This window comes from Flagellimonas ulvae (assembly GCF_049333175.1).
In the GTDB taxonomy this organism is placed as follows: domain Bacteria; phylum Bacteroidota; class Bacteroidia; order Flavobacteriales; family Flavobacteriaceae; genus Flagellimonas.
On sequence record NZ_CP186325.1, the window covers coordinates 1,547,249 to 1,568,694 of the forward strand.

The 21,446-nt window shown below is 39.9% G+C and carries 18 protein-coding genes; 10 read left to right on the forward strand and 8 right to left on the reverse strand.

Features of this window, described 5'->3' with window-relative positions; translation table 11 throughout:
* The 6 genes from ACOKFD_RS07180 (at nucleotide 1) to ACOKFD_RS07205 (ending at nucleotide 5,709) form a co-directional block, all read left to right on the forward strand.
* Entirely contained in the window at nucleotides 1–483 is a 483-nt protein-coding gene (locus ACOKFD_RS07180) for a DUF192 domain-containing protein (protein WP_422860607.1), read from the forward strand.
* Nucleotides 484–1,008 (forward strand): GNAT family N-acetyltransferase, encoded by a 525-nt coding sequence (locus ACOKFD_RS07185; RefSeq protein ID WP_422860608.1) that lies wholly within the window; start codon nucleotides 484–486, stop codon nucleotides 1,006–1,008. It abuts the gene before it with no gap.
* Nucleotides 1,009–1,046: 38 nt separating this feature from the next.
* Nucleotides 1,047–2,294 carry an ATP-binding cassette domain-containing protein gene (locus ACOKFD_RS07190; RefSeq protein ID WP_422860609.1) on the forward strand — a complete coding sequence of 416 codons (1,248 nt, stop codon included), beginning with the start codon at nucleotides 1,047–1,049 and terminating at the stop codon, nucleotides 2,292–2,294.
* Nucleotides 2,295–2,368: 74 nt separating this feature from the next.
* Nucleotides 2,369–3,838, forward strand: coding sequence for a glycosyltransferase (locus ACOKFD_RS07195; protein ID WP_422860610.1), 1,470 nt, complete (start codon nucleotides 2,369–2,371; stop codon nucleotides 3,836–3,838).
* A 72-nt stretch (nucleotides 3,839–3,910) separates the two neighbouring features.
* Complete coding sequence (locus tag ACOKFD_RS07200) at nucleotides 3,911–5,380, forward strand: pyridoxal phosphate-dependent decarboxylase family protein (RefSeq protein ID WP_422860611.1); 1,470 nt, start codon at nucleotides 3,911–3,913, stop codon at nucleotides 5,378–5,380.
* 2 nt (nucleotides 5,381–5,382) lie between these two features.
* On the forward strand, nucleotides 5,383–5,709 hold the full coding sequence (locus ACOKFD_RS07205) for a hypothetical protein (RefSeq protein ID WP_422860612.1): 327 nt from the start codon (nucleotides 5,383–5,385) through the stop codon (nucleotides 5,707–5,709).
* A 46-nt stretch (nucleotides 5,710–5,755) separates the two neighbouring features.
* Here the strand turns inward: ACOKFD_RS07205 and secDF are convergent, their stop codons facing one another.
* A complete protein-coding gene (secDF, locus tag ACOKFD_RS07210) occupies nucleotides 5,756–8,722 on the reverse strand; it encodes a protein translocase subunit SecDF (RefSeq protein ID WP_422860613.1) in 2,967 nt (988 codons plus the stop codon).
* Nucleotides 8,723–8,936: 214 nt separating this feature from the next.
* A complete protein-coding gene (mdh, locus tag ACOKFD_RS07215) occupies nucleotides 8,937–9,863 on the reverse strand; it encodes a malate dehydrogenase (RefSeq protein ID WP_422860614.1) in 927 nt (308 codons plus the stop codon).
* Nucleotides 9,864–10,111: 248 nt separating this feature from the next.
* Here mdh and ACOKFD_RS07220 point away from each other — a divergent pair, with 248 nt between their 5' ends.
* Nucleotides 10,112–10,483, forward strand: a complete 372-nt coding sequence (locus tag ACOKFD_RS07220; protein WP_422860615.1) for a hypothetical protein — start codon at nucleotides 10,112–10,114, stop codon at nucleotides 10,481–10,483.
* Nucleotides 10,484–10,562: 79 nt separating this feature from the next.
* On the opposite strand, the gene ACOKFD_RS07225 is transcribed toward ACOKFD_RS07220, so the two are convergent.
* Both ACOKFD_RS07225 and gyrB read right to left on the reverse strand, forming a co-directional pair.
* Nucleotides 10,563–11,573, reverse strand: a complete 1,011-nt coding sequence (locus tag ACOKFD_RS07225) for a DUF6588 family protein (RefSeq protein WP_422860616.1) — start codon at nucleotides 11,571–11,573, stop codon at nucleotides 10,563–10,565.
* A 72-nt stretch (nucleotides 11,574–11,645) separates the two neighbouring features.
* On the reverse strand, nucleotides 11,646–13,586 hold the full coding sequence (gyrB, locus tag ACOKFD_RS07230) for a DNA topoisomerase (ATP-hydrolyzing) subunit B (RefSeq protein WP_422860617.1): 1,941 nt from the start codon (nucleotides 13,584–13,586) through the stop codon (nucleotides 11,646–11,648).
* Between the two features lie 314 nt (nucleotides 13,587–13,900).
* Here gyrB and ACOKFD_RS07235 point away from each other — a divergent pair, with 314 nt between their 5' ends.
* A complete protein-coding gene (locus ACOKFD_RS07235) occupies nucleotides 13,901–14,431 on the forward strand; it encodes a hypothetical protein (RefSeq protein ID WP_422860618.1) in 531 nt (176 codons plus the stop codon).
* Between the two features lie 93 nt (nucleotides 14,432–14,524).
* Here the strand turns inward: ACOKFD_RS07235 and asnB are convergent, their stop codons facing one another.
* On the reverse strand, nucleotides 14,525–16,195 hold the full coding sequence (gene asnB, locus ACOKFD_RS07240; RefSeq protein WP_422860619.1) for an asparagine synthase B: 1,671 nt from the start codon (nucleotides 16,193–16,195) through the stop codon (nucleotides 14,525–14,527).
* 241 nt (nucleotides 16,196–16,436) lie between these two features.
* Here asnB and ACOKFD_RS07245 point away from each other — a divergent pair, with 241 nt between their 5' ends.
* Nucleotides 16,437–16,976: a DUF2911 domain-containing protein gene (locus ACOKFD_RS07245; RefSeq protein ID WP_422860620.1), complete on the forward strand. Its 540-nt coding sequence runs from the start codon at nucleotides 16,437–16,439 to the stop codon at nucleotides 16,974–16,976.
* 48 nt (nucleotides 16,977–17,024) lie between these two features.
* Here ACOKFD_RS07245 and ACOKFD_RS07250 read toward each other — a convergent pair whose 3' ends face one another.
* Together ACOKFD_RS07250 and ACOKFD_RS07255 are read right to left on the reverse strand one after the other, a co-directional pair.
* Nucleotides 17,025–18,647, reverse strand: coding sequence for an amidohydrolase (locus tag ACOKFD_RS07250; protein WP_422860621.1), 1,623 nt, complete (start codon nucleotides 18,645–18,647; stop codon nucleotides 17,025–17,027).
* A gap of 48 nt (nucleotides 18,648–18,695) precedes the next feature.
* Nucleotides 18,696–19,778 (reverse strand): OmpA family protein, encoded by a 1,083-nt coding sequence (locus tag ACOKFD_RS07255; RefSeq protein WP_422860622.1) that lies wholly within the window; start codon nucleotides 19,776–19,778, stop codon nucleotides 18,696–18,698.
* A 171-nt stretch (nucleotides 19,779–19,949) separates the two neighbouring features.
* Between ACOKFD_RS07255 and ACOKFD_RS07260 the strand changes: the two genes are divergently transcribed.
* Nucleotides 19,950–20,273: a carboxypeptidase-like regulatory domain-containing protein gene (locus tag ACOKFD_RS07260; protein WP_422860623.1), complete on the forward strand. Its 324-nt coding sequence runs from the start codon at nucleotides 19,950–19,952 to the stop codon at nucleotides 20,271–20,273.
* A 2-nt stretch (nucleotides 20,274–20,275) separates the two neighbouring features.
* Here ACOKFD_RS07260 and ACOKFD_RS07265 read toward each other — a convergent pair whose 3' ends face one another.
* Nucleotides 20,276–21,364 carry an OmpA family protein gene (locus ACOKFD_RS07265; RefSeq protein ID WP_422860624.1) on the reverse strand — a complete coding sequence of 363 codons (1,089 nt, stop codon included), beginning with the start codon at nucleotides 21,362–21,364 and terminating at the stop codon, nucleotides 20,276–20,278.
* Nucleotides 21,365–21,446: the final 82 nt, after the last annotated feature.

A 21,446-nucleotide genomic window follows, 5' to 3' on the forward strand; every position in this document is an offset into this window, starting at 1 on the left:
ATGCGAAGTGTTTTAAACTTTATTTTGATTGTTCTTCTGATTTTCGCTTCCTGTAAGACTGAAAACAAACGGGAAATTCAAACAGAGACTATAACATTCACTAAAGAAGGACAACTAACCATAGCCCAAAACGAATCAGGAAAAGTACTTGCCCAATTGGATATTGAAATTGCGGACACGGAATATGAAACACAAACTGGATTGATGTACCGGAAAAGCATGGAAGATTCCCAGGGAATGCTTTTTGTTTTCGAAGATGTGGCCGAACATTCCTTTTATATGAAGAACACCCAATTTTCTTTGGACATCATTTACATTGATGAGAACCTTAAAATTGCTAGCTTTCAAAAAAACACAACCCCTTTTGATGAAAGTGGCCTGCCATCCGGTGTTCCGGTAAAATACGTATTAGAGGTAAAGGGTGGATTGTCAGATATCTGGGGGCTTCAAGTTGGAGATAGTATTGCATTCAACAAGATTTAAATGCACAATTATCTTCTAGAAGGACAGTCTACGGATAGGTTACTATTTAGAAAAGTGGTCCCTTCTGATTTTGAAACCTGGCTTCCCTTTCACGCGGAGCCTCTATCATCCCAATATTGGGAAGGTTTACCCTCCAATCCCAAAGTAGCTTGCCAACAACAATTTGACCGCATTTTTGAACGCTACGAGCATAATTTGGGAGGAATGAACGCACTTGTCCTAAAGGAAAACTCCAAAATGGTTGGTCTTTGCGGCCTTTTGGTTCAAACTATTGACAACAAAGAAGAATTGGAAATCGGGTACTCCATTTTACCGAATTATTGGCGTAAGGGACTTGTGTTCGAAGCCGCACAAAAATGTAAAAACCATGCTTTTGGTAATAACCTGGCTAAATCGCTTATTTCCATTATCCACATTGATAACGTGCCTTCCCAAAAAGTAGCCATAAAAAATGGGATGAAATTGGATAAAACCACAACCTATCGCGATAATCCAGTTCATATTTTTAGGGTGAGTCAGCCATAATTGCTACTTTCATTATCCAAGATTTTCTTTAGAAGAGTATGCCTGGACACTATACCATTTTTGTGGATAACGAATCGCAAATAGAACAGCTGGCATTTCAAATTCAAAAGGGCATTCCTGAAGAATATTTTGGAGATTTATCATCGAAAAAAGGTGCAATTTTTTCAAATACTGAAATTGAGCGCTTCATTTGGGAAGAAGAACAACACGATTTAAGGGAACTTGCAACCAAAAGACCTCAACCGCTCCGGTCGCTGAGTAGTGGTGAGCGAAAAAAGGCTTTGTTGGAACATGTTCTGGGTCAGAACCCAGATTTTTTAGTTTTGGTCAATCCTTTCGATAATCTGGATGTTGCGTTCCAAAAAGAGTTACGGAAAAGTCTACATACCATTTCAGAATCTGTGAAACTTATCCAATTATTGAATAGAACCGAAGATATACTTTCCGATACAGATGTACTTTTGACCTTTTCTAAAGGTGAGTTTTTACCACTTGAGAATACTGAAGCATTAAAGCCTTTGACCAAAAAAGCTCATTCCAATGCATTGGGAGATATTCCTCCACCTTTACATGAAAATGATTCCATTTTGGAAGAGAAATTGGTTGAGTTCAAAAATGTAACAGTGAGTTATGACCAACGATGTATTCTAAACAAAATCAATTGGACTATCCGGAAAAATGAATTCTGGCAACTCATCGGGCCCAATGGTAGCGGAAAAACCACCCTGTTGACTCTTATAACCGGGGACAATCATAAAGGATATGGCCAAGACTTGAGCTTGTTTGGACGAAAAAAAGGCAGTGGGGAAAGCGTTTGGGACATTAAAGAACATATCGGATACTTCACTCCATCAATGATCGATCAATTCAGAGGATACCATAAGGTAATACATATGATTGTGTCCGGCTTACATGATTCGGTAGGGCTTTACCAAGAACCCACGGATGCGGAATTGAGATTGGCCATGTCTTGGCTTTATGTTATTCAATTGGAGCATAAAACAAATGTGCAATTCAGGGAGTTGAGCAATGGAGAAAAACGACTGGTGATGTTATCACGCGCAATGATAAAACATCCACCACTTTTAATCTTGGATGAACCCACCGCTGGACTGGATGATAAAAATGCAAGTTTCTTCGTGGACTTGGTAAACAGAATTGCAAAGCAAAGCACCTCTACCCTTGTTTTTGTTTCGCATCGGGTTGAAAAGAATCTCAATCCCATGTCCGTTCTAGAACTTGTCCCTTCAGTAAATGGTTCATCTGGAATAGTAAAGAAACCATAAACTATGACTTCTGCTCTGTTTAGTCTCCGGGTTTTTCCTATCTTAAAGGAAAACCAATAGACAAACGTTACAGTATGCAAAAGATTCAGGTAAAACCCGGCGCCAAACTCAACGATTACAAGGCCTATGGCTCCCTTTACTCCTTGGTCCTAAACTTTCTTGAGCAGACCAAAGATGCCATTGCCTCAATTGAAGGGAAAACCATTTGGATGATCAATTCCACAGCTATCGGCGGAGGGGTTGCTGAAATGCTTCCCAGTCAAATGCGTATCCTTCGCGAACTTGGAGTTTCCATAGAATGGTTGGTTATAGAAGCCAAGGAAGATGCGTTTTTTGACCTCACTAAACGAATTCACAATACCATACATGGAAGTGGTGATGGGAAATTTACCGAGGCAGATAGGGAAGTCTACGAGGGGGTGAACAAGCAGAACCTTACAAAAGCATTGGAACTTATTAATGATGGTGATATTGTGGTAGTGCATGACCCTCAGCCCATGCCCTTGGCCGCAATGATTAAAAAAGTAAAAAAGGTACCCATTATTTGGCGTTGTCATATTGGATTGGAAGAAGATACTGAGGTCACTGATGCCGTTTGGAAGTTTTTGTCTCTCTACACGGATGATTACGACCATTTTATTTTTAGTTTACCAGCTTATGTGCCAAAGTCATTAAAAAGCAAGACCAGTATTATCCCGCCAGCTATCGACCCTTTAAGTCATAAAAACAGGGCGCTCCAATTGCATAAATCCATTGGTATTCTGTATCAATCAGGCATCACCGATGATCATGAGGCAATTTTATACCATCGCTATAGTCATCTAGTTAGAAGAATATTACCCGATGGTTCCTTTGGACCACCAAATCAGACCAGTAAACTTAATCTCATATATCGCCCCTTCGTAACAGAGATTTCGAGATGGGATCGATTAAAAGGCTTTAAGGAATTGATGGATGCTTTTATCAAAATGAAAAAAGACAATCTAAAGCATGGAGACCCTGAAAGTCTTGAACACAAAAGAATCAAAATGACTTTATTGGTCTTGGGTGGTCCAGACCCCGCTTTTGTTTCCGATGATCCAGAAGGTCAAGAGGTTCTGAGGGAGCTTACAGAAGCCTACCAAGAATTGGATAGGGATTTGCAAAATGACATTGCCATTTTATTGCTTCCCTTAGACAATCCCAAGGAAAATGCACTGATAGTCAATGCGCTCCAACGTGCATCCAGTATTATTGTTCAAAATTCCATTCAAGAAGGTTTTGGATTAACCGCTACCGAAGGTATGTGGAAAAGAAAACCCCTACTGGTTTCTGCGGCCGCTGGACTAAAGTTCCAAGTAGAACATCAAAAAACAGGACTGATAAACGAAGATCCCACGGACATTGAAAGTCTTTCCAAAGCCCTTGCTTATATGCTCAATCATCCTAAAGAAAGAGATAAATGGGGGTTTAATGGGCAGTCCAGAGTTATTCAGAATTTTACACTTTTCAGCCAGTTGATTTCTTGGTTAGAGGTTTTTGCCAAAGTCAAAGAACATGCTTAAAAAGACCCATTATCTTTAATGGCTTGAAAATCCTATTACCCGTATCTTTAAATCTCATTTGATAACAAAACTATGAGCGAAGAGACCCTTGATTTTTCGAATGGTAAATTCAAACAGCTTTTGAATCAAAGTAGTGAACTGGTCCTAAGGCAATTTGAAAATATTCATAACCAAAAAGGATACAACGACCATCCACAGAAAGAAGTAGAACAGTGGTTCGATGAAGAACTTCCTGAAGAAGGTCTAGACCCTTCAGAACTTCTGGATGAGGTAGAAACCAAAGTGCTTAATACGGCAACAGGCAACTTAGGACCTCACATGTACGCATACGTAATGTCAGGAGGAAATCAGATGGCCATTATTGCCGAAAAGTTAGCTAATACCATCAACCAAAATCAGACGAAGTGGCATTTGGCCCCTGCCATGAATGAGATTGAAAAACGGGTAATTCGTTGGACCGCTCAGATGTTGGGATTCCCAATGGATTCTGGTGGAGTTCTGGTGAGTGGTGGCTCCGCAGCAAACCTGACCGGATTAACGGTGGGAAGAAATGTCTTCTTCGAAAAAGAAGGAATTCGGAAGACTGGACTTTTTGGAATGAAACCTTTTGTGGTTTACGCCTCTGAAGAAGTGCATAGTTGTGTGGACAAAAGCGTAGAACTTTTAGGCATAGGTTCAAATCACTTACAAAAAATAAAAACCAACGCTTCGTTTCAAATAGACTTGGAAAAATTGGAAAATCAAATTAAGGATGATTTAGCCCACGGTCTGCACCCTTTCTGCATTATCGGGAACGCAGGAACAGTAAATACCGGTGCTATTGATGATTTGGATAGCTTAGCCCGTTTGGCCAAACAATACGATATGTGGTTTCATGTGGATGGAGCTTATGGGGCACTAGCAGCTTTATTGGACGATTTGAAACCGGAATATAAGGGTATGGAGCTTGCAGATTCCGTTGCCATTGATTTTCATAAGTGGCTCTACCAACCCTTTGAAGGAGGATGTACCTTGGTTCGGAACTGGGATAACCTTCGCAGGACTTACTATAAAAAAGCAGCATATTTGGACACGGAACTGGCCAATGATGGAAATCGCCTGGAATTCAATGAACACTATTTCCAATTATCTCGAAATGCCAAGGCCTTTAAGGTTTGGGTGAGTATCAAAGCCTATGGCATGAGAAGGTTAAGGGCCATGATACAAAAGGATATTGACCTAACGGATTACCTGAATGAACAAGTACAAAAATCAAAAGACTTTGAACTGGTTGCTGATTCCAAATTGGCGGTTTCCTGTTTTAGATATATTGGAAACATGGAATCAAAGGAAGAGATTGTCCAGTTTAATCGTTTATTGATGCCCGAACTCGAAAAAGATGGTCGCGTGTTTATCATGGGAACCCAACTTAAGGGGGATTATGCCATCCGTGCGTGTTTTATCAATCATCGAAAAAATGAAGAGACTACGGACTACCTTTTACAGGTTATCCGAGAGGTTGCGGAAAAAATGATAGTTCAAAAAAAACAATTGGCCATATAGCCATGACAAGGGAAGAAGTAATACAACTATTGGATGAGGTGGTAGCAAAAAATCCCAATTTTGAACGAAAGGGAAAGACCATGCCTTACACCTCTGCAAATGGGCACATGTTTTCCCAAGTTAATAAAGCCGGAGAGTTGGGGATTCGGTTGTCCAAAGCGGATACTGAGGACTTTGATGCCCGCTACGGGGCAAATCCGTTTTTATCCTATGAAGCGACAATGCGGGAATATATCCTGATTCCTCAGAATCTTCTTCAGGACAAGGACTTGATTGGCACCTTGTTACAAAAAGGATATGAACATGTAATGTCCCTTCCTCCAAAATAAAAAAGGCCGCTTAAAGCGACCTTTTTAAATCTATTTTATTCAAATCTTAAGCCGTAGCCAAAGAGCCTATTTTCTTTTTTAAGGCATCGAACATGATTGGAGTTGCAATAAATACCGAGGAATAGGTACCTACCAATACCCCAACAATCATAGCAAACATAAACCCTCTTAAGCTTTCCCCACCAAAAACAAAGATGGCCAAAAGTACAATCAATGTTGTAAGGGAGGTGTTCAATGTTCTACTCAAGGTGCTGTTCAACGCTTGGTTGATGTTTTCACCATTATTCCAACCCTTCAAAGTCACGATTTCACGTATACGGTCAAATACAACCACGGTATCATTTAAGGAATATCCAATTACCGTCAGAATAGCTGCAATAAATGCTTGGTCAATCTCCATATTAAAGGGCATGATTTTTCCGGTCAATGAAAAGATTCCCAAAACAATCATCACATCATGGAACACCGCAACAACCGCTCCCAAAGAGAATTGCCACTTTCTGAAGCGAAGCAAAATATATAAGAAAACTACCGCTAACGAGCCAATAATGGCCAAGAAGGCATTGTTTTTAATATCATCCGCAATTGTGGGTCCCACTTTTACCGATTGTAAGATACCAATTGATTTTTCTGAAGCACCCACTGTAAAATCTTCAAATGAGGTTCCATCAGGAAGGTATTTTTGAAGAGAGTTGTACAATTTATTCTGAATCTCTGTATCTACTTCAATTCCATCTACATCTACTTTGTATGGCGTGGTCACTTTTACCTGATTGGCTTCTCCAAAGGTCTTTACGTTGGTTCCACTACCAAAAACTGTATTCAATTCAGAAGTTATCTCAGATGGATTTACCGCCTTTTCAAAACGAATTTGATACGAACGACCTCCAATAAAATCGACCCCTTGTTGCAATCCAGTTGTAAATAAAGAAAAGGCCCCTACTCCTACCAAGATGGCAGAAATGACATAGGCAAATTTTCTTTTTCCCAAGAAGTTAATGCTCATGTTTTTGAACAGGTTCTTAGTCACTGGTGTTGAGAATTCCAACTTTCTTCCTTTTTTGGCGAGATAAGAATCTACCATCAAACGAGTGATGAAAATTGCTGTAAACAATGAGGTCACAATACCTATCAAAAGCGTAGTTGCAAATCCTTTAATAGGTCCTGAACCAAAAATAAATAGAATAATAGCCGTAAGACCCGTAGTGATGTTGGCATCCAAAATGGAAGATAAAGCATTGCTAAATCCGTCCGCTACGGCCTGTGCTTTACCCTTTCCACGGACCAACTCCTCTTTGATTCTTTCAAAAATAAGTACGTTGGCATCAACCGACATACCAATGGTCAGTACAATACCTGCAATGCCAGGTAAAGTAAGAACCGCACCAAGGCTTGTCAAAACTCCAAAAATTAATACGATATTGAACGTTAAAGCAATATCTGCGAAGATACCGGCCTTGCCATAGTAGAAAATCATCCATACCAGTACGAAGGCCATAGCTATCATAAAAGACATGAAACCACTGTCAATGGCTTCTTGACCCAATGAAGGCCCAACTACTTCAGATTGAATAATTTCTGCGGAAGCAGGAAGTTTACCTGCTCTTAATACATTAGCAATATCTTTCGTTTCGTTTACCGTAAACGTACCTGTAATCTCTGAACGACCTCCGGAAATAGGTCCCGTGGAAACTCCAGGGGCCGTATAAACCTTGTTATCTAGAACAATTGCAATTCCTGTTTGGTTATTGAAAGCGTCTCCAGTAAGCTTTTCCCATTCTTTGGCACCACGCGTGTTCATGGTCATGCTTACCGCAGGTTTATTGAACTGGTCAAAAGTATCTTGTGCATCGGATACCACATCTCCACTAATACGTGGCACGGCATCTCTATTAGATTTCAAGGCATACAACTCTGCTACCTCTATATCTTTAGCAGGTCTTTCCCAAAGGAATTTTGCAAACTGAACATCGTTAGGCAGTAACCTTTTTATCTGAGGCATTCTTAAATATGCACCTATTTCAGCAGTATCGCTGACCAATGCTCTGGCAATGGCATGACTTCCCGGGTTGGCAGGAATCAACTTACTCAAAAGAGGATTTACCTCGGGAGCAAGGTCCAACGAGTCTTGGGCCACATCAGAAAGTAATGAATCAATCTCGGATTCAGGTTTTGCAACCTCTTCATCTTCATCTTCTGGCTCTAAGATTTCCTTTAAGCGCTCATTGGCATTCACAAAAAACGCACCTAAGCTTTGATTGCTCTGAGGATAGGTTTCCCAAAATTCCAATTGTGCTGTACTTGAAAGAAGCTCCTGAGCTCTCGCAATGTCTCTAGCACCTGGTAATTCAACCAAAATACGCCCAGAATTTCCTTCTCTCTGAATGTTTGGTTGGGTAACTCCAAAACCATCAATACGTTCACGCAATACCTCAAATGCTGAAACGATGGACTCATCAATCTTTCTTCGGATGACTGGCTTTACCTGGTCATCGGTCATCTGAAAATTGATATCATCGCTCAATCCTTTGTTGGCGAAAATGTCGGGAGATGCCAATTTAGTCTCTCCTTTGATATTGTCAAAGGCCTCAAAGAAGAGTTCCAAATAAGTATTGTCACTGTTTTTTGATGCATTGTCTGCATCGACAAGAGCCTTATTAAAAACAGGATTTTTGGTATTATTGGCCAATCCTTTCAAGATGTCTTTTACCGAAATCTGAAGCGTTACATTGATACCTCCTTTAAGGTCAAGACCCTTGTTCAATTCTTTAGTCTTGGCATCTTCATAGCTCGTGAACCCAAAAACAGATGCAGGTCCAATCGAATCCAAATACGATGCTTCTAAAGCCTCACGCTTAGCTACATAGTCCTCCTCTGCTTCCGAAATTTGGCTTATGGCATAGGTTTCAGCATCTCCTTCCAGTTTACTTGTGATAAACGTAAAGGAAAGCTGATAAATACTCACCACACCAAAAAGGATTGCGAAAAGCCTTATAAGTCCTTTATTTTGCATTGATTACTAAAATTTTAGAAGTTTTCTTAAACAGCGTGCAAATATATCATTTCCCATAAGATTTGCCAATACATTTTATGGGAATTGCAATGCTCACCATTCGTAAAGGATGTTAAAACAAAAAAGTCATTTCGAGCGAAGCGAGAAATCTCTAGGTACAAAGATTTCTCATCCTTCGGATTCGAAATGACTATTTTATATCTTTTTTAAAAATTTAAAGCTGAAGCAATCCGTTGGTTTTGCCTACACCTTCAGCACTTTCTTGCATTTTAGCTTTTTCGGCATCGCTTAACTCAATCTCCACCACTTTTTCAATACCGTTCTTCCCTAAAAGTACAGGAACTCCGATACATATGTCATTCAATCCGTATTCCCCTTCCAAATACGTAGAACACGGGAACATTTTCTTTTGGTCGCAAGCAATAGCCTGCACCAAACCAGAAACCGCAGCTCCTGGAGCATACCAAGCACTTGTTCCTAAAAGTTTGGTTAAGGTAGCACCACCTACTTTGGTCTCTTGCACAACGTAATCCAACTTATCGCTGCTTAAAAATTCTGAAACCTTAACACTATTACGAGTAGCATGGCCAATAAGTGGGACCATACCTTTATCACTATGTCCACCGATTACCATACCATCTACATCTGAAATTGGGGCTTCCAAAGCCTCAGCCAATCGGTATTTAAAACGGGCACTGTCCAAAGCGCCACCCATCCCAATGATTCTGTTCTTTGGAATATCTGTGGTTTTATGTACCAGATAGGTCATGGTATCCATGGGGTTGCTCACAACAATAATAATAGTATTCGGAGAGTGCTCCAATAAACTCGTGGCCACTGTTTTTACGATACCCGCATTGATTCCTATCAATTCTTCACGTGTCATGCCTGGTTTTCTTGGAATACCGGAGGTTATCACTGCTATATCGCTACCTGCTGTTTTAGAATAGTCGTTGGTGCTTCCTGTAATTTTGGTATCGAAGCCATTTAATGACGCGGTTTGCATCAAATCCATGGCCTTTCCTTCGGCATAGCCTTCTTTGATGTCCAACAATACAACTTCTGATGCGAAATCCTTCATCGCAATATATTCAGCACAGCTTGCCCCAACGGCTCCTGCCCCAACAACAGTAACTTTCATGATTTTCAGTTTAAATTTTAACAGCTTCAAAAATACGGTATTTGAAGGAGAAAAAACCTGACTTTTTCCCATTTTCCGATATCGCAACATGGCCATTAAAACCATAAGCAAATTCTTCTCAATGTTAAAAATACGCACCGTTCAACGAGAAAACAGGAGGCGGATATACCATACATCGATTTTACCACAATAGATCATCTCTTTTTGACGTTCTCTTAGTCCCAAATTTTACCTAATGTGATTGACCTATGAAGAAGCTCTTTTCTTTGCTGTTAATCGTACTAATTATTGCCGTGAGCAATTGTACAGATATTCCAGAGAACAATGACCCTATTTTGGGCATCTGGGCACGAACAGCTACCTTATCCGAGGATTCTAAATCCCAAAACTCCTTAAAAGAAGAATGGATCTTTAATGATGTCTACCTAGGCAGATATCAAAGATATTCCAATAATACACTCACTTTTTATACTGACTTTAAATGGTCTAATGAAAATGGTATTTATACCATTACCTATTCTGGAACTGACATTGAAGAAGTTACGGTAAATCTTGAAGAAAGTAATCAGCCCGAAATATTGGCGCTTGAAGACGGAGCTGTTTTCGCTACTAGAGAGTAGACGGAGACCTGCACTCTATGAAAACAGAGCGCCCCGGCAATTGCCGGGGCGTTCATGTTTATATAATTTTCTTTTTCTTTTATCTGAAACCGAAGTTGAGTCCAAAGGTAAAGGTGCTAAACTCGGAAAGATTATATTCTGCATTGAATCTAAAGAATCCTAGTTTTATTTTGGTTCCTAAATTGGCAGACACTCCACTAGCATTTTGGGACACGGAGAACGGGTCCGTTATTGTTACAGGCAAGAAAGGGCCATTGGCTTCATAGGTTCCCAATAAATCTATATCGGAACTACCTGTAATATATCCTATACCTCCATAAAAATTGATGACCGGTATTTTTCTTGTAGAAACCACTGCGCTGAAATTCCACGTTCTAAATGAGGCATCAAGCCGTTGGTCGCTTCCATCTATTACCCCAGTATCGGTAAAATCATATTCTCCGCTAAGATTGGTATATCCAATTACTGCAGATATTGCTACTGGTAATACCTTATCCGCAGGAAGTAATTTGGTAAATTCATATTGCAGACCGGCTCCAAACAGTCCTAAATTGGCATCATCATCAAACTTAATCTTAGGAAGAAAACGAGCTTTAACCTCTAATCCTTTAATCAATCCAACACTGGCCTGAATATATCCCGAAGGAATAAAATTTAAATCTTCTCCGGCCAATCCTGAAGGTAGCTCAAATTCTTCCCTGAAAAGACTCGTTTCGTCTTCAACTACCACAACAACACCTTCAATATCCCCTAGTCCTGTTGAAACAGGTCTGGCCTGACCAGGATTGTTTACAAAATCAAGGTTTTCGTAGTCATTCGGATCGAGAATAAACGATTTTTTATCATCCTTATTTTTGAAACCTGTTAAGTTACCTACAATGGATATTTCAAAACCACCTAATGGTTTGGCGTCCGCTGTATTGTACCATCCGTTAGAAACACTGTAAATAGCAGCTTCAGAAACCGGAGCCAAATAGGCATTGGCAAAACGCTCTGCATCATTTACTCCGGCAACGAATAAATCATTTAAATCTTGGGCCACACCCATTGTACTCATGGATAAAACCCAAATGAAAAAAAGTCTTTTCATCTTGTAAAGTTTTTCCTAAAACTAAAAAACTCGCCTTGTAGGGGCGAGTTTTTGTTGTGAAACAAAGGTTATTTATACATCTATGTTCGCATAGACGGCATTTTTTTCAATGAATTCTCGCCTTGGCGGCACCTCATCACCCATCAACATGGAGAAGATTCTGTCCGTCTCGGTAGCATTTTCTATGCTGACTTGACGTAGGGTTCTAAACTCTGGGTTCATCGTGGTATCCCAAAGTTGCTCTGCATTCATTTCCCCCAAACCTTTATAACGCTGAATGCTTGCTCCACCTTTCATGGACTCAATAATTTCATCTCGCTCTTGGTCGTTCCATGCATATCTTCTTTTAGCACCTTTTTTGACCAAATACAGTGGTGGAGTGGCAATATAGACGTGACCTCCTTCAATCAGCTCTCTCATATATCTAAAGAAGAATGTAAGAATCAAGGTTTCAATGTGGCTACCATCTACATCCGCATCACACATAATGACCACTTTGTGATAACGGAGCTTCTCCAAATTCAACGCTTTGCTATCTTCTTCCGTACCAATGGTCACCCCAAGTGCCGTGTAAATGTTTTTGATTTCTTCATTTTCAAAAACCTTGTGCTGCATAGCCTTTTCCACATTCAGAATTTTACCCCGAAGCGGTAAAATGGCCTGGAAGTTTCTGTCCCTTCCCTGCTTTGCGGTACCTCCTGCAGAATCCCCCTCTACCAAAAATACTTCGCATTTTGTTGGGTCTTGTTCTGAGCAATCTGATAGTTTTCCGGGCAAACCTCCAACGCTCATTGGATTCTTACGCTGAACCATTTCGCGTGCTTTGGCTGCTGCATGTCTTGCCTGTGCTGCTAAAATCACTTTTTGCACAACGGATTTGGCATCATCTGGATGTTCTTCCAAATAATTGGTCAACATCTCGGAAACTGCTTGGCTAACAGCACTGGTAACTTCCCTATTTCCCAGTTTTGTTTTGGTCTGACCTTCGAACTGTGGTTCCGCTACTTTGACAGAAACAATTGCAGTAAGTCCTTCTCTAAAGTCATCACCAGAAACTTCGAATTTCAATTTATCCAACATTCCTGAAGAATCCGCATATTTTTTCAAAGTAGAAGTCAAACCTCTTCTAAAGCCAGAAAGATGAGTTCCACCTTCGTGTGTGTTGATATTATTCACATAGGAATGAAGGTTTTCGGAAAAACCTGTGTTGTAAATCATCGCTACCTCTACTGGAATCCCATTCTTCTCCCCTTCCATGGAGATAACACTTTGGATAAGGGGTTCACGGGTCTCATCCAAGAATTTTATGAATTCTTTTAATCCTTCATTAGAGAAGAAAGTCTCTCCAACATGCTCTCCCTTATCATCTTTATTTCGCTTATCGGTAAGCGTTATAGTAACTCCCTTGTTCAAATACGCCAACTCACGCATACGATTTGCCAAAGTATCGTAATTGTACTCTATGGTTTGGGTGAAAATGGATTTATCCGGTACAAAAGTGACAATAGTTCCTGTTATATCAGTATTCCCAACACTTTTTACAGGATACATGCTTTTTCCACGCTCATACTCCTGCTCCCAAACTTTTCCATCTCTATGTACGGTGGCCTTTAGATGGTCGGATAACGCATTCACACAGGAAACACCAACCCCGTGAAGTCCTCCGGAGACTTTATAAGAATCTTTATCAAATTTACCCCCAGCTCCAATTTTCGTCATTACAACTTCCAGAGCGGAAACTCCCTCTTTCTTGTGCAATCCTACTGGAATCCCTCTACCGTTATCCTGAACTGTAATGGAGTTGTCCTCATTGATGATAACACTTATGGTATCACAGTGGCCTCCCATGGCCTCATCAATTGAGTTATCCACTACTTCGTAGACCAAGTGGTGCAATCCCCTCGGACCTACATCCCCAATATACATGGAGGGACGCATTCTTACGTGTTCCATCCCTTCAAGGGCCTGGATGCTATCCGCCGAATACTGGTTTTTCTTAGCTTCTTCGCTCATATATATTTGCTATGTTGTTTTTGAAAATTTCAAATCTTACAAATATAAGCAAAACCCAGTAAAATTAGGGTGTTGAACTACTTTTAAGGTTGAAGTTATCAACAGATTTCTGTGGAAAAGTAGCTTTCTGAAAATCGCGAAAATTATTCACTATAAACCACCCTGAAACGCATCACCAAAGACCCAAAACTATGCTATAACAAATTTAGAGTTCAAGGCACAATAGATGTATGAAATTACATAGGTTTTAGACAGAAAATAATGATTCTAATGAATTCTTGAGTTATTTTTAGATAAACAATAAAATCTATACCATGAAAAAATTCACATTTTCATTTTTAGCAATTATTGGCTTCTTATTCTCTGTTCAGGCACAGGATGGGAGTCAAACCAGCCAAGGAAGTTGGTTGATTGAAGCAAATACTGGTTTTGGGGGAGATGGCCTAGCTGCCCATTCTGCCAATACCGGTTTCGGACTTGTTTCTTCTGGAGACGCCACCATATGGAGCATTGGTGCGGAAGGAGGCTATTTTATAGCTGACGATTTAGCCCTAAAAGCAGGACTTGGTTATTCCGATTTTGATGGCACTACTATTTTTTCCTACAAGCTGGGAGCGAAGTATTATGTTATAAGTACTATTCCCATACAAGTGGACATTACAGGCGCTAGTATTCAGGATGCAACGGAAAATCCTCTTTGGGTAGGTCTGCAAGGAGGTTATGCCATCTTTTTGACCGACCATATCAGTATTGAACCTGGTTTGCGTTACAACTTAAGTCTAAACGAAGATTTTTCAGATGATGGAATCTTTGAATTTAGAATTGGGTTTGCCCTCTTTTTCTAAAAACACAAAAAGCCCCTTTAAAAAGGGGCTTTTCCGACTAATTGAAAATGAACAAAACCTCATTCATCTACCGCACGAAACTTTCTTAAGAATCTACTTCACATAGGCATCCTCGTGAACATGCGCCACGGCCCTACCTGAAGGATCATTCATATTTTTAAACGCTTCATCCCATTCCAATGCAATTTGTGTGCTACAAGCCACAGAAGGTTCTTGAGGAACACTTAGGGCGGCAGCATCCGAAGGAAAATGTCCTTCAAAAATGGAACGATAATAATACTCTTCTTTAGTGGTTGGAGTCTGAATTGGAAACTTAAAATGGGCATTTTTCAATTGCTCATCAGAGATTTCTTCCTCAACCAATTGTTTCAAGGTATCTATCCAGCTATACCCTACACCATCAGAAAACTGTTCTTTTTGTCTCCAAGCCACGCTCTCAGGCAAATAGGATTCAAATGCCTTTCGAATTACCCATTTCTCCATACGCTCTCCATTGATCATTTTATCTTTTGGATTGATTCGCATAGCCACATCCATAAATTCTTTATCCAAGAAGGGCACGCGACCCTCAATTCCCCATGCTGCCAAAGACTTATTGGCACGAAGGCAATCGTACATATGGAGTTTATCCAGTTTTCTTACTGTTTCTTCATGAAAATCCTTTGGACTTGGTGCCTTATGAAAATAAAGGTATCCACCAAAAAGTTCATCAGCTCCTTCACCAGACAATACCATTTTTATTCCCATAGATTTTATGACTCTGGCCATAAGATACATTGGTGTTGAAGCTCGTATAGTGGTGATATCATATGTTTCCAGATTGTAAATCACGTCTTTAATGGCATCCAATCCTTCTTGGATGGTAAACTTAATTTCGTGGTGGATAGTTCCAATATGGTCTGCTACTTTTTGGGCTGCGGCCAAGTCGGGAGACCCCTCCAGACCAACAGAAAACGAATGTAATTGAGGCCACCATGCCTCTTTGGTATCGCCTGATTCTATACGCATCTGGGAGTACTTTTTTGCGATTGCCGAGGTAACGGAAGAATCAAGGCCTCCGGACAATAATACACCATAAGGCACATCTGACATCAATTGGCGATGAACAGCAGCCTCCAGAGCATCCTTTAGTTCTTGAATACTGGTTTCGTTCTCTTTTACCGCTTCGTACTCCATCCAATCACGCCGGTACCATCTTTTAAACTCCCCATCCGAACTATGCAAATAATGTCCAGGAGGAAACAACTCAATCTTGGTGCATACCCCTTCCAAAGCCTTAAGTTCCGAAGCGACATAAAACGTACCGTTTCTGTCCCAACCTATATAAAGCGGGATAATCCCCATATGATCACGAGCAATGAAATATTCATCTTTTTCGCTATCGTAAATGGCGAAGCCAAAAATTCCGTTCATCTCATCCATGAATTCAACACCCTTTTCTTGATAAAGCGCTAAAATCACTTCACAATCCGATTGTGTCTTGAATTCATACTTCCCTTCAAACTGTTTTCTTAACTCCTGATGATTATAAATTTCACCATTAGCTGCAAGTATCAGTTTGCCATCTGCACTTAACAATGGTTGCTTTCCTGATGCTGGGTCAACAATGGCCAATCTTTCATGGGCCAAAATGGCTTTATCATCTGCATATATTCCGCTCCAGTCTGGACCGCGATGACGCACTTTTTTGGACATCTCCAATAACTGGGGTCTTAGTTTATCTACACTTTCCTTTACATCAAAGGCACATACAATTCCACACATAATCCTTTTCTTTTATTCTATGATGAAACAAAAATGAACCCTAAATATCAAAAATGAAACTTACATGAGGATTTTGAATTCAAAATTTAAGAAAAAGTGTTTATTTAATATAAATTAGTAATCATTTGCAAGTAGAAAGGTTTTTTTATGAACATTTTGAAAGGTTGTTAAAATTTAACGTCTCTTTATAAGTATCCCGGAGATTTACCTCCTAGTTTTGAACGCATAAATTTTAAAAAACATGAAAAAACTAATTCTATTTTCTTTTTTAGCCCTTGGTTTAGTCTTTACTACTGAAGCTACTGCACAAAAATTCAGTGGTCTTGACAAAAGCCCAGCAGATATTGCATCTTATCCTACAAGTTATAGGGAGGCGGACAAATCTGTACGTGTAGTATACAGCAGACCTCAACTTAAAGGAAGAAGCCTATCTGACCTTGCTCCTGCTGGAAAAGTATGGAGAACCGGTGCCAATGAAGCTCCTGAAATCACCTTTTACAAGGATGCTACTTTCGGTGGCAAGTCTGTAAAGGCTGGAACTTATTCTTTGTTCACCATCCCAGGTGAAAGTGAGTGGACTGTTATTTTGAACAGCAACTTGAATCAATGGGGCGCTTATTCCTATGACAGCGCGGCAGATGTTATGCGTGTTACTGGTGCAGTTTCAACAGATTCTGAGTCTTTGGAAGCTTTTTCCATCGCTTATAAAGATGTTGACGGCGGAGCCCATATGGTTATGGGATGGGGAACTACTCGTGTAGCCGTACCCGTTTCTTTCTAAGGAGAATCTCTACAAAAAATCAAAAAGCGAGCATATAGCTCGCTTTTTTTATTTCACTTTCGCTCCCCCAACAAAGACCTGTTCGGCTTTTAGATTTGGAATATCTTGTTCAGGAATTGTCATTATATCTTTACTCAAGATTACAAAGTCAGCCTTTTTACCGACCTCAATACTCCCCTTTTCATCTTCTTCAAAGTTGGAATGGGCTGCCCAAATTGTCATCCCTTTCAGGGTTTCTTCCCTAGAGAGTGCATCTTTCATTTGAAATCCACCATCAGGATAATTATCCAAATCTTTTCTAGCAACTGAGGCATAGAATGTCAGGAATGGGCTTACTTGCTCCACTGGAAAGTCTGTACCCAAAGCAACAGTTCCAGCTTTCTCCAATAATTTTTTAAAGGCATAAGCACCTTTTATACGTTCGGGACCTAATCTGTCCTCTGCCCAGTACATATCACTAGTGGCGTGGGTGGGCTGTACCGATGGTATGATACCACTTTTGAAATAATCAAAATCCTTTTCGGAAACCACCTGGGCATGTTCCACTTTCCAACGTCTATCCGTTTTACCTTCCAATGCTTTTTGATAGGTTTTTAGAATCACCACGTTGGCAGAATCACCAATGGCATGTGTATTCATTTGGTACTCTGTTGCCGCAATACGCTCTGCAATATTCTCAATGTCGTCAATTGGGGTAATCATCGCACCAAAATGCCCTTTCTTATCTGAATATGGGGCTTTCAAAGCCGCACCACGTGAACCCAAAGCACCATCACCGTAGACTTTTATGGAGCGTACATTAAGCTTGTCCGTTTTAATAATTCCCTTGTTCAGATAATACTCTAAATTCTCAGGAGTATTGCTTACCATAGCGTAAATCCTAATGGATAAATCTCCTGCTTGTTGAAGACTATCTATGAGTTCTATGGTAGAACGGTCCAAACCAGCATCGTTCACCGTTGTCAGCCCATATTCAAAACAGAGTTTTTCTGCCTGTTGTAAAGCTTGGATTTGGGTTTCACGATTGGGTTGGGGCATAACAGCATCAACCATAGCCATTGGAGCATCCACAAGAACACCTATAATCTGACCATTTTCCTTTACAATTTCACCTCCTTCTACTTGAGTGGAATTGTCTATGCCAGCCATTTTAAGGGCTTTATGGTTTACCAGATATGCATGTCCATCCACTCGCTGCAAAACCACTGGAATATCCGGAAACATCTTATTGAGCGGTTCGTTGAAGGGAAATTCCTTGATTTCCCAGTCATTTTGGTCCCAACCCCTCCCCAAAACCACGTTTGACGGATTTTTTTTATGAAAATCTGTAACCCGCTGGAGTACCTCATCGTAACTTTTGGTTCCGACCAAATCCACAACTTGTTGGTTAAGGCCTAATCCATAAAAATGACAATGTGCATCGATTAAGCCAGGAACCATGGTCTTGCCTTGCACATCAATTTGCCGATTGGCAGTATAGCTTGCACTGATATTCGCTTGTTCAGAAACAGCTACAAATTTTCCATCTTTTATAGCTACTGAAGAAGCTTTTGAAAAATCACTATCAACAGTGTAAATGTTGGCATTGTAGACAATGAGGTCTACTTCCTCTTTGGAGGTACATGCAAAAATTAAAAGGGCAGTAAAAAGAAGGCTTATAGACTGTTTCATATATAATGGGTTTCCCCAAAAATAGGAAAAGTCTAGAGAGGAATGTTTCTATTTGTCGTCGAACTTGGTCATCACGAACTCCACTCTCCCATCTTCAAAATCTTTGGTCTTTAGCTTACCATTTCGAAGTGGTTTGGAATCTCCAACACCTTCCCAAACGATGCGGTCTTCGGCTATACCTAGCTTTTTTAAGTGGAGTGCTACAGCTCTTGCCCTCAATGAAGAAACAAATTTATTGTATTCGGTGGTTCCAATGTTTTCAGCATGTCCAGTAATCTTCATTTGCACTTCTGCATTTTCCTTGAGATACTTAAAAATCTTTTGAATACTGGCCATTGCTTTTGCATCCAATTCGTAACCTTTTGGCTCGAAAGGATTTTGCTCCATTACATATATTTTGTCTTGCTCGTAGTTTATCCTTGGTAGTTTTTCTAGCTTAAAATTGTCTACATAGTAATATGAAAAATCACTGGATGAGGCTATTTTATTAGACTCCAAAAGTTGTGTACTCCCGTTATCTTGAAAATTTCCTATCAGTATATGATTTTCAAATCCTTTGGCATCGAATTCGGCAGATAAGGTAACCCATCCGCTTGTATCGGCCATTGAATTATCAGCTTTTAAATGGACTTCATGGAATTCCAAGTTTGGCTCCAAATCCAATCTTGACTTTGTAAGAACAGAAGAGTTTGGCACTTTCACTTTTTGATTCACCAGTAAGATGGACATGTTTTTCAATGCCAAAGTGGAATTTTCAGCCAGACTTACCTGAAATGATATTTTATAGGGATGTTTTTCACGAAGTGTCCTGGTGGTGTTCAGTTGAGCATACTCCCGATAATCATTCAGTGCATAAAAATATAACCCAATATACGCTGAACCCTCTGCAGCAACCTGACTTCCCTTAAAGTTAGAGGGTACTCCAAATTCATCATTTGCACATTTGTTGAAATAATCTCCTGAACTAGAGGTTGGCAAAGACACATCCTCAATCAATACATCCATTGGAGACATATAGATGGGACAATCAGAGAAATTCTCGAATCCTGAATTAACAATTAAATTTTGAGCAGAAACTCCTGTACAAATGAATATACTGATGCTAAAGAGAGAGAGTAGACGGGTAACCATGTTATATGTTTTATTTTTAAGGTTCCCGTAAGGCTATTAACGCACATCTTATTTCCATATTGCGGTTTTGTTGCTTTAAGAGCAATTTATGTTGTAAACAAAGTATCCTCGTATGTGAGTCTATACTAAAATCGGTTTTAGGCCGTTACTATTAGTCCAAATCTTACTGTTATGCGCAAAGGAACCTTTACGCTAATATTTTTTGCCATTCCCCTTTTTGGCTTTAGCCAAAACAGTGTAACCGGGAAAATAATTGATGAATTGGGACTTCCTATTTATCTGGCTTCGGTAGAAATCAATTCTACGGACGACAAAGTCTACACGAATTTTGATGGTGTTTTTACTATTGAAAGCGAGAAAAACTTTCACTGGAAACTGAATATCAGCTCCAAAGGATACAAAACAGAATCTTTCTTTGTTTTAAGTGGAGGCAGTGCAGGAGAGATTGTGCTGGAATACAATGAGGAAATGAGAAAACTTTTAGAGGGAAAATAATATCAGTTATCCTCAAATTTCGTCATAACAAACTCGACTCTTCTATTTTTCCGTCTTGCTTGGTCAGTTAATGTGCTATCCAAAGGTTTTTTGTTCCCGTAGCCTTTGTATGAGATTCTATCCTTATCCAACCCTAGCCGAATCAAATATTTAGCCACCATATTAGCGCGTTGTTTGGAAAGCTTGCTATTATACTCTTCGGAACCCATGTGGTCGGTATGACCGCTTATATCTACTTTCAGGTTAGGATGTTTCGTCAAATAAGAATAAACCGCTCTCAGGTTATATTTTGCCTTTGGTAAAAGTTCAAACTTATCAAAGTCAAAATTCACATGCTCCAAAACATAGCTTTTATTGGGTTTGTATTCTGGCCCTAAATATTCCAAAACCACATTATCTACATAGTAATAGGCATACCCTTCTGGTTTTGTTGAGTCTTTTTTGAAGTCCAGATACTTAGTTCCACCATTGCTCTTAAAATTCCCAAGAATTAAATTCTTCTCAAATCCCTTGGCCACAATGTCCAAGCTTATTTTCATCCAGTCCTGCTTATCTTCATAAAAACCCGAATTGGAAAATGATTTGGAATGGGTGGTTTTTACACTTTGCGAAGAAAGCATTGCATTGGACAATTGTCGTTTGGTATGCACCGAAAGTGGTTTTTCTGAGAAAACGGCGCCCATATCCATTACGGCTCCATCAGATTTTTCAGCAAGACTTAAAGAGAGACTTAATCGATAACGATGTCCTTTTTGTAAACTTTCCTTAAGTGGAACTTGAATGTATTCGCGATAGTCTTTCGGCGCAAATAAATAAAGTCCTATGTAGCCATCACCTTCAAAAGTTTCCTGTTTCCCTTTGAAATTCATGGGGATACCCAACTTGGTCTTGCTACAAACATTAAAGTAATCGGTAGTACCCAAGGTAGGGGCATTCCAATATTCGGTGTCCTTGTTGAGGTTGCTCATTTTGACGGGACATTCCACAAAATCCTCAAACCCACCGTTGTGAACAAGATTCTCTGCCTTCTGGGCAAAAAGCATTGTAGAAAGCAGACCAAAGCACATTATTTGAATGAACTGTAATCGCATGATTTCATGTTCAGATTTGGGTCTCTAGACTGGAAAAAGGTTCATCTAGAGCTAATCATAACGATTTTCTTAACTTTTTATT

Excerpts from the sequence above, each read along its gene's own strand:
- ACOKFD_RS07180 (WP_422860607.1), top strand. The coding sequence starts at position 1 with ATGCGAAGTGTTTTAAACTTTATTTTGATTGTTCTTCTGATTTTCGCT.
- ACOKFD_RS07185 (WP_422860608.1), top strand. The coding sequence starts at position 484 with ATGCACAATTATCTTCTAGAAGGACAGTCTACGGATAGGTTACTATTT.
- ACOKFD_RS07190 (WP_422860609.1), top strand. The coding sequence starts at position 1,047 with ATGCCTGGACACTATACCATTTTTGTGGATAACGAATCGCAAATAGAA.
- ACOKFD_RS07195 (WP_422860610.1), top strand. The coding sequence starts at position 2,369 with ATGCAAAAGATTCAGGTAAAACCCGGCGCCAAACTCAACGATTACAAG.
- ACOKFD_RS07200 (WP_422860611.1), top strand. The coding sequence starts at position 3,911 with ATGAGCGAAGAGACCCTTGATTTTTCGAATGGTAAATTCAAACAGCTT.
- ACOKFD_RS07205 (WP_422860612.1), top strand. The coding sequence starts at position 5,383 with ATGACAAGGGAAGAAGTAATACAACTATTGGATGAGGTGGTAGCAAAA.
- secDF (WP_422860613.1), bottom strand. The coding sequence starts at position 8,722 with ATGCAAAATAAAGGACTTATAAGGCTTTTCGCAATCCTTTTTGGTGTG.
- mdh (WP_422860614.1), bottom strand. The coding sequence starts at position 9,863 with ATGAAAGTTACTGTTGTTGGGGCAGGAGCCGTTGGGGCAAGCTGTGCT.
- ACOKFD_RS07220 (WP_422860615.1), top strand. The coding sequence starts at position 10,112 with ATGAAGAAGCTCTTTTCTTTGCTGTTAATCGTACTAATTATTGCCGTG.
- ACOKFD_RS07225 (WP_422860616.1), bottom strand. The coding sequence starts at position 11,573 with ATGAAAAGACTTTTTTTCATTTGGGTTTTATCCATGAGTACAATGGGT.
- gyrB (WP_422860617.1), bottom strand. The coding sequence starts at position 13,586 with ATGAGCGAAGAAGCTAAGAAAAACCAGTATTCGGCGGATAGCATCCAG.
- ACOKFD_RS07235 (WP_422860618.1), top strand. The coding sequence starts at position 13,901 with ATGAAAAAATTCACATTTTCATTTTTAGCAATTATTGGCTTCTTATTC.
- asnB (WP_422860619.1), bottom strand. The coding sequence starts at position 16,195 with ATGTGTGGAATTGTATGTGCCTTTGATGTAAAGGAAAGTGTAGATAAA.
- ACOKFD_RS07245 (WP_422860620.1), top strand. The coding sequence starts at position 16,437 with ATGAAAAAACTAATTCTATTTTCTTTTTTAGCCCTTGGTTTAGTCTTT.
- ACOKFD_RS07250 (WP_422860621.1), bottom strand. The coding sequence starts at position 18,647 with ATGAAACAGTCTATAAGCCTTCTTTTTACTGCCCTTTTAATTTTTGCA.
- ACOKFD_RS07255 (WP_422860622.1), bottom strand. The coding sequence starts at position 19,778 with ATGGTTACCCGTCTACTCTCTCTCTTTAGCATCAGTATATTCATTTGT.
- ACOKFD_RS07260 (WP_422860623.1), top strand. The coding sequence starts at position 19,950 with ATGCGCAAAGGAACCTTTACGCTAATATTTTTTGCCATTCCCCTTTTT.
- ACOKFD_RS07265 (WP_422860624.1), bottom strand. The coding sequence starts at position 21,364 with ATGCGATTACAGTTCATTCAAATAATGTGCTTTGGTCTGCTTTCTACA.